Consider the following 8,542-nt stretch of genomic DNA (forward strand, 5'->3'; position numbering starts at 1 on the left):
ATCCTTTTAAGGAGGTCAGCGGATTCCTAATTTCATGAGCAACTGCGGCTGCAAGATGGCCAATGACAGATAATTTTTCAGACATAATCATTAATTCTTCCTCACGGCGCGACTCGGTAATATCCCTGGCAATTACATAGACACCTTTTGTTTCTCCATTAATAACACTCGGCAATAGCTTGCAACGCAGAAGTCGATTCTCGGCTTTGTGATTAATGATTGACGTTTCAACCATTGATGACTCGCCGGATAGAGTGCGGTAAAAACTTTTTTTTGCAGGTTCTTTTTCATCCTGCAGCATTAGCAAGACAGGCTTACCATAAAAATCAGACGGTTCGATGCCCAGTATATTTACACCTGTTGGATTAAGCGCCACGAGATTTCCTTTCAAATCAAGTTCTGCAACTGCATCTGGATTATGATTAAACAGTGAGCGATATTGCTCATCCTTCACCCTAAATTCATTACGAGACCTTAGAAGCCTAGACGTTAATGAAAAAATAACCGTATATAAAATGACTCCTGTAATAAAAATATATAGCCAGCCTTTATATTGTTGAAATAAGGCATATAATTGAAGATTTGATTCTGACAGCAGCATGGAAAAATAATCAGTGCTAAAAATCCAAAACCCACCTATGACCACATAGAACACAGTAACCTTTGCAGCAATCTTACGAGCCTGATTCATCCTTAACCCCTTCATGATTTGCAACTATTATTTCCTACCCAAATAAATTCTCCAAAATAAAAACCCTCATGCAGTACACAAGGGTTCGAGCTGTTTTATTGTAACACAAAATCACCAGATTCAGTCCTTACTTTTACCAAGTGCTTTAGACTGCCATTAGTCCTAATAGAGCATCTTCGGCTTTCATATCATATTTTTTCTATACTACTTAACTTTGTAAGGTACTATAAAAATATTTTTAAAAAAGGTATACTATTCTGAATGATTCGCCTATATTCCGGTTTATGGAGGTGTAAATAAATGAACTATATAAACCAGAGCGATGGAATTTTCCCTTCTGTCTGTTCTTTAGACTGTCCTGATCAGTGCGGGCTACTCGTACATAAACAAAATGGTAAGCTTACAAAAATCGAGGGCGATCCTGAACATCCCGTCACAAAAGGAAATATCTGCAATAAAGTCAGGCATATGACGGAACGTCTATATGAACCACAGCGACTCCAGTTTCCGCTTAAGGGGGTAGGACTAAAGGGTACTGGAGCCTTTGAAGAAATCAGCTGGACGGAAGCCATTGAAACCATAACGAGTAATTGGAAGGAATTAATTAATGAAAAAGGTCCGGAAAGTATTCTTCCTTACAGCTTTTACGGGAATATGGGCATTCTTGCAGCAGAAGGAATGGACCGGCGTTTTTTTAACCGCCTTGGTGCATCTAGACTTGACCGTACCATATGTAACGCTGCTGGTTCTGAGGGATATGCCTACACAATGGGTGGATCGTTTGGAACAGATCCAGAAGATACCATTCATACTAAACTATTTATTATGTGGGGGATTAATGCGGTCAGTACCAATATGCATCAGGTAACTATTGCTCAAGCAGCAAGAAAGAATGGTGCTAAGATTGTTGTTATTGATGTTCATAAAAATCAAACGGGCCGCTGGGCTGACTGGTTTATACCCATTCTTCCAGGAACTGATTCTGCTCTCGCACTCGGATTAATGCATATCCTTTACGCTGAAAACCTTGTGGATGAAGAATTTTTAAAACAGTATACGGTTGGTGATGGCGAGCTGCGTGAACATGTTAAAGACTATGACCCTAACACGGTATCCTCCATAACCGGTGTTTCAATTGAAGACATTTATAAACTTGCTAGAATGTATGGGCAAACTTCTCCCTCTTTAATCCGGATTGGGAATGGCCTGCAACACCATGATAACGGTGGAATGAACGTTAGAACCATAGCTTGTCTTCCTGCGCTCACTGGACAGTGGCTAAAAAAAGGCGGAGGAGCGATCAAAGGCAATTCTGGATATCTAGCTTTTAATACAGCTGCTGTACAACGACCTGATTTATTAAAGAACAAGCAGACACGAGTCGTCAACATGAATGAGCTTGGAAAGACGTTACTTGAGGAAGAACACCCAATTTCCTCCCTTTACGTGTACAGCTCTAACCCCGCCATTGTTGCTCCAAACGTTACAAAAGTAAGGAAAGGTCTCATGCGCGAAGATTTATTCACAGTTGTCCATGACTTATTTTTAACTGAGACAGCCATGTATGCTGATATCGTTCTCCCAGCTTCATCATCCTTTGAAAGCACTGATTTTTATACTTCATATTGGCATCATTATCTGCAGATTCAACAGCCTGTCATAGAGCGTTATGGAGAGGCAAAATCAAATATGGAAGTATTCAAGCTATTGGCTGAAGGAATGGGGTACACTGAACAGGCTTTCGCTGATACCGAGGAAGATATGATACGCCAGGCTCTGAATCAAGAGGGAAATTCATTTTTAAAAGAAATGACCTATGAATCTTTACTAGAAAAACAATATATCAAAGCTGATCGGCCGCACTTTCCAAATCTCCCTACACCAAGCGGAAAAATCGAACTTTTTTCAAGGCGAATGGAGAAAAGAGGGTACGACCCGCTGCCAACCTATCGACCGCTGGTTCGTGATAATGATCTCCCGTTTCTATTTATTCCAGGCCCTAATCACAACTTCTTGAATTCGACTTTTTCAACAAATGACAAACATATGAAACTTGAAAAAGAACCAAAACTCCATATGAATTCAGCCGATGCTGCAGCATTAGGAATAGAAGAAAATGATATCGTTCGCATCTTTAATGATCGAGGAGACTGTCTAATAAAAGCAGCAATCGGCAATAATGTTCTTCCGGGAGTTCTCATCACTCAAGGTTTATGGGCAGATGATTCCGGAGCAAAGCGGCTTGTCAATGCCCTAACACCTGATCGTATTGCTGATATGGGTGGAGGAGCAGTCTTTTTCTCCGGACGTGTAGGCTGCGAAAAGACTAAAAGCTGAGACGCCTAAAATGAGAGCCTCCTTATCTAGGGGGCTCTCATTTTGTAGACAAAAGAGGTTCGGAATGTTTTCATTCTGAACCTCTTTTGCATTTTTCGGACCAAATAGGCCTGCGGGATCAAGGTGGTCTAGTGTTACCATTTCAAGATGGTTTTTGAAAATTCTCCTTATGACCTCAAAATACTATATCTAGTTATAAATAGGCCTTTTACTTTTAAGTTAAGAAAGTCAGTTGATTTTCGTTTCAGGCGTGAAGACTCCTGCGGGAACAGCGGGACAGGTGAAACCCCACAGGAGCGTAAGGAACGAAGAGGCTCTCTTTCTATTACTAGATACTGTTTAGATGGTGAGTTCCGGCCTTTTTCAACTCCTCAGAAAGGTTTAATCTAGCATCTGATCCATATTGATAGACATAATCTAACTGTTCAGGCGTGAGCAGTTTAATGCTGACAAGACGAACGGATTCCAACGGAAGATCTATGGCTGTTTTTATTTCTGGAGAAGGCACACCTAGCAGTACACCTGTAACTCCATTCTCGGTTAAATAGCCTTTAGGTGAATCTATGTCCGTAAATTCCATCGATAACACGGTATACTTTTCAAGATGAGCCAGCATGTTTCCACGAGACGCAGCATTTTGACTGATTTGATAAATCAGGTCAAATGCCCAGTGATTTTTTACTTCATCCAATTCTCCTCGAAGTGAAGGGTCATCACACTCTAAGTAGAATTCCAGACCATACCCATTATACGGCTGAATTTCCTCTTCACCAGATGGATAAAAAGGATCTGACAACCCATCACTCGCAAAAACAACGCTGTTTTCCTTTACAATTCGGAGAAACCCTTGTCGGTTAGCCGGCCAGGAAACACCTCCAAGAAACATTGGATTAATTAGATGTGTTAATACATAATTATCTAACTCCCCAACGGTCTTCCAAAATTCTTCTCTGTTTTTAATACTCTGCTGTAAAATTCGATCAAACTTCTTATCCCTTTTTTTCTTTTTTAAATCAGCAAAATAGCCCATATAAGGCCCCCCTTTCAACTTTGTTATACCTTATATTAAGTAAATATTACATATTTTTCTATAAAAAAGTCCCGCTAAATGAATTCTTCCAAGTACATCCCATTTCTGCCTTTGTCCGCTTCAGCGTCAATTTTTTTTTATGTCTTCCCCCTTATAGATATACATCCTATTCACCGCCAATAAATTAAAATATGCCCATATACTACCATAAATTCACAGCAGGCTAATATGATCTGCACGTACTAATTTGCTCAGCCGCTATTTGCTGCTGCACTTTTCTTCCTTTGTTCAATAGCATGTAACCCCATCACAACCGCCACCCATTCAAAGTTACTTATCTTATTATTGCTTGTCTTTAATTGGTATTTTGTTGTAGAAAACATACGGTTGATTTTTTTAAAGGTTCCTACAAGATTTTCATGTTCATAAATCGAGTAGCTTCTTGAAAACGGCTCCGATTCTATAAGATAAACTCCACGATGATGAGCTGCGTATTCATATTTCTTTACCAATATTCCAAACTTTTCTTTTAAGATACCGATTTCCTGCCCAGTATGATCCGCCACAAACCACTTACTTCGCATGAAAGGAAACTTTCCGCTGATCAAGACGTTCCCTTTCTCATCCAACACATTTACTCCAGACGTGAAGACACTCTTTAAATCCAGCATCCCTACTTTTTCCTTCTCTTCGTTTAAAATATTCGTTTTTCCTGTTGAAAAAAACGTATCCGAAAAACATAATGTCTGATTATCCATTTTATTCTCCTTTTTAACCATCTACTTTGTAATCTCCCTCTCTATTTATTCGCTTAGAAAAACCTGCTTCCTTCAAATACAAGAAAAAACCATCTGTTTTAACAGATGGCGAAAACTATTTAGTCGATATCTACATGATTAATATTTCTGATGGAGAAGTAAGCAACCAATAGGCCAATTGCCCCAAGGCCAAAAGGAATGGCCAGAATTTTCGATAGCGTGAAATCATCTATATTTGTGTTACTAAGCGAGATGAGCAGAATCGATGTGACAATTGTTACCGGGACCGATTTCTTTTTCATTCCAAAGTATAAAGGGACCAGCGCCATTCCTGCGGCAGCAACTGCTGTCAGGGTCATTTTGAGTATAGATTCAGTTAACGTGCCGCTTGTTAGTTGGTCCGGTACAATATTCATACCAAAATCAGCCAAGAAAAATATAGATCCGATAAAGATACTCGACAAAACTATATTTACAAACGTAAATCCAGTAATCAGCAGAATTTTTGCCATCATAATTCTCTTTCGGTTAATTGGGTATGTGAACAATATCGAAATCGTATTGTTTCTATATTCTTCAATAATCAATTTAGAGATTAATACCGATGCAAAAACAATAAAAGCCGCTCGAACAATAATCCCAATCATCTCGAAGGAATGAGTATAACTGTCAAAGGAAGTTCCCCCTTCACTTTTTTCGGCAAAATAAATGCCGCAGACAGCAATCATAATCCCTAAGTTAATGAACATAACCGTTTTCATATAACCCGCTAATTTGAACTTTTTAATTTCTAATTTTATTAACTTAAGCACTCTGCCCACCTCCATTGATCAGCGACAAAAAGTAATCCTCAAGCGTATGATTCTTTTTTGACAATGTTTCAATTGAGATATCGTTTAAGATAAGTGCCTTACTAATGTCACGTTGTGTGTGCTCGGTACTATAAATTCTGATGATTGAATCGTCTAGCAGCTTATAATTTGTAATCCCTAAAATCTCTTCTAAGACATAAACGGCTTTTTTAGATTGATCGGTGACCAGTTCAATATACGCCGTATTTTTATCTCGAATGTCCTTCATAGAGACCTCCTCAATCAGTCTGCCTTCTTTAATCACGCCAATTGTGTCAGCAATTAATTCAATCTCCCCTAGGATATGGCTGGAGATTAACAATGTCATTTCGTATTCATGGCATAGCATCTGAAATAAATTCCGTAATTCTTTTATCCCAACTGGATCTAGCCCATTAATCGGTTCATCAAGAATTAAGAGCTGAGGTTTCGTCATAATAGCACGCGCTATTCCAAGCCTTTGTTTCATCCCAAGTGAAAACTCTTTTACCGATTTCTGACTGATGGACGTGAGCCCAACAAACTTAAGCGCCTCATCAATTGCTTGTTTGTCATAATACCCCATATATTCGCCATGCAACGCTAAATTTTCTTTCGCAGTCAGTTTATCGTAGAAGACAGGGTATTCAATGATACTTCCCATTCTTGCAAATAGTTCATATGAATTCTCCGTCAGTTTTTCACCAAAGATTTCAATACTCCCTCCGGTGGGTTTAACGAGTCCAGTCAGCATCTTCATAACCGTTGTCTTACCTGCTCCATTTGGTCCAAGGAACCCATATATTTCTCCCTTTTTGACGTTCATGTTCACATTTAAAACCACATCTTTTTCCTTATAAGATTTGGTCAACTGATTAGTTTGAATGATATACGCCATATTCTCTCTCCCTTTTTCTTATTGGTTACTTATCATTCTAATCAGCAAGTATTGCTTTTTTCTTACCTATTTCTTACAAAAACCTTAAGATTCTAAAAAGTTACTCGTTTTAAACTAAAAGTAAAAATAGTCCTTTCAAAAGGTTTACTTTGTAAAGTGATTTCTCCGCCTAATTGCTCAATCAGACGTTTGGTAATCGTCAGGCCTAGTCCGCTCCCTTGATACAACTTGTTTCTTGAATCTTCTAATGTGTACATGCGTTCGAAAATTCGATTTTGATCAAACTCGTTTATTCCTTTTCCCTTATCCCAGACATCAACATAAATCATATCAGATGTACTTCTTACTGTAAGACCGATAACTAATCCATCACTGCCATAACGAATACTATTTGACAGTAAGTTATTTAGGATTCGTTCCAATTCCTCTTCATTGCCTAATACATACAGCGGTTCCTCTGGTATGTCTAGCTTAACGGTAAACCCCCTAGCTGCCAGCACTTCATAATAAGTAAGAATATTTTTTCGGCAGATTTCATTTATATTGACTCGAGTTAACGGAATATCTATATCTCCTGATTCTAATCTAGCTAAATTGAAAAACTTATTCATTAGATTCAGTACTTCAACTGTTTTACTATGTACCTTTTTCAGCAGCACATCCGTTTCTTCTTTGCTTAAGGTCGAATCAGCTGTAATCATTTCAATATAGCCCATGACGACTGTCAATGGCGTTTTTAAATCATGAGAAATATTCGACAACATCCTGCGCATAGAATCTTCTGTCTGATTATGTGCAGCTCTAATTGTTTGATTATGTTCTAGGAGTTTATTTAATTCGTTAAGAAGTGTTTTCACTCTGTTATCATCAGTCTGCAGTAAGAGCTTTTCATCTGATGAACGTTGCATGATTTGCTGCAGCTTTTCGGATATGGATGTAAGGATCCTTTGTTGGTTTTTATGTATAAGATATTGATAGATAATAATTGCCGTTAAACTGAATAGCAGCAGAATAAGCATCTTAAGTAATTCCCAGCTTATAGCCAATTCCCCAAATTGTTTTGATATAGCAGGGAGCTGATGGATCATCCTCAATCTTTTCTCTCAGTCTTCTAATATGGACATTAATCACATTTTCGTCACCGTAGTAATCATCATTCCAAATAAAACGATACAGCTGCGCTTTCGTAAAAACCCTGCTTGGATTCGTGACAAACAGCTTCAATATGCTAAATTCTTTAGAAGTCAATTTAATCTCAATCCCCTTTTTAAGAACCGAGAAGTTTTCCAAGTCGATGGAAAGATCTCCGATTTGCCGAAAGCTATCCATAGGTTGTTCATCTTTTGAATAGTCAGTAGCACGTCGAATAATCGCTTTTACCCTTGCCGTTAATTCAATCATAGAGAATGGTTTAGTGAGATAATCGTCAGCTCCAAAACCCAATCCAAGCGCCTTATCAACATCACTGTCCTTAGCTGACATAATTAACACCGGAATCTTGCTGTTTTCACGTATATTTTTCAACATATCCATTCCTGAAACCTTCGGAATCATTAAATCAAGAATGACTAAGTCAAAGGCATCCTTGGCGAAATTCGCGATTGCCTCTTCTCCATCAAATGCTTTTACAAGATCAAACCCTTCCTTACCCAATTGAACACTCACCATCTCACTAATCTCTACATCATCTTCTACAAGCAGAATTTTATGCATCCTTCGTTCTCCTTTGCTACATATATATATATTAGCTGCTCCAATAATCTTAACCATTTTTTCAGATTGAATCGCTGTTCGCACGTCTATTCACCCGTAAACCCATAGAAATTCATCGTAGGTAGATATTCAAAAAAATCCTATAACTAGATATAGTTCGGTAAATCATATAAAAAAACCTGCTGTTACATTAAAAATATCCTTTTCAATCCAACAAAAACGTAAAGACCGGCCTCGGGATTATTCCGAGGCCGCTCTTTAATAGTAGTATTTATTGTTTTACCA

8 protein-coding genes are annotated in these 8,542 nt (G+C 38.3%); 1 reads left to right on the plus strand and 7 read right to left on the minus strand.

The genetic code is table 11. From position 1 onward, the window contains the following. Positions 1–691 (minus strand): PAS domain S-box protein (locus AC52RT_RS08535; RefSeq protein ID WP_495540347.1); only part of this gene is annotated, 691 nt, incomplete at its 3' end. Positions 692–991: 300 nt separating this feature from the next. Between AC52RT_RS08535 and AC52RT_RS08540 the strand changes: the two genes are divergently transcribed. Next, entirely contained in the window at positions 992–3,028 is a 2,037-nt protein-coding gene (locus tag AC52RT_RS08540; protein WP_495540348.1) for a molybdopterin oxidoreductase family protein, read from the plus strand. Between the two features lie 328 nt (positions 3,029–3,356). On the opposite strand, the gene AC52RT_RS08545 is transcribed toward AC52RT_RS08540, so the two are convergent. The 6 genes from AC52RT_RS08545 to AC52RT_RS08570 all read right to left on the minus strand — a co-directional run bounded on the left by AC52RT_RS08545 (position 3,357) and on the right by AC52RT_RS08570 (position 8,257). After that, complete coding sequence (locus tag AC52RT_RS08545; protein ID WP_495540349.1) at positions 3,357–4,058, minus strand: suppressor of fused domain protein; 702 nt, start codon at positions 4,056–4,058, stop codon at positions 3,357–3,359. A 251-nt stretch (positions 4,059–4,309) separates the two neighbouring features. Beyond that, a complete protein-coding gene (locus AC52RT_RS08550) occupies positions 4,310–4,816 on the minus strand; it encodes an LURP-one-related family protein (protein WP_495540350.1) in 507 nt (168 codons plus the stop codon). Between the two features lie 119 nt (positions 4,817–4,935). Continuing rightward, complete coding sequence (locus AC52RT_RS08555; RefSeq protein ID WP_495540351.1) at positions 4,936–5,628, minus strand: ABC transporter permease; 693 nt, start codon at positions 5,626–5,628, stop codon at positions 4,936–4,938. Further along, positions 5,621–6,544, minus strand: coding sequence for an ABC transporter ATP-binding protein (locus AC52RT_RS08560; protein WP_495540352.1), 924 nt, complete (start codon positions 6,542–6,544; stop codon positions 5,621–5,623). The genes AC52RT_RS08555 and AC52RT_RS08560 overlap by 8 nt, the downstream gene beginning before the upstream one ends. A gap of 92 nt (positions 6,545–6,636) precedes the next feature. After that, a complete protein-coding gene (locus AC52RT_RS08565) occupies positions 6,637–7,563 on the minus strand; it encodes a sensor histidine kinase (RefSeq protein WP_495540354.1) in 927 nt (308 codons plus the stop codon). Position 7,564: 1 nt separating this feature from the next. Further along, complete coding sequence (locus tag AC52RT_RS08570) at positions 7,565–8,257, minus strand: response regulator transcription factor (RefSeq protein WP_495540353.1); 693 nt, start codon at positions 8,255–8,257, stop codon at positions 7,565–7,567. Between the last annotated feature and the right edge of the window lie 285 nt (positions 8,258–8,542).

It is taken from the genome of Peribacillus sp. (assembly GCF_059453735.1).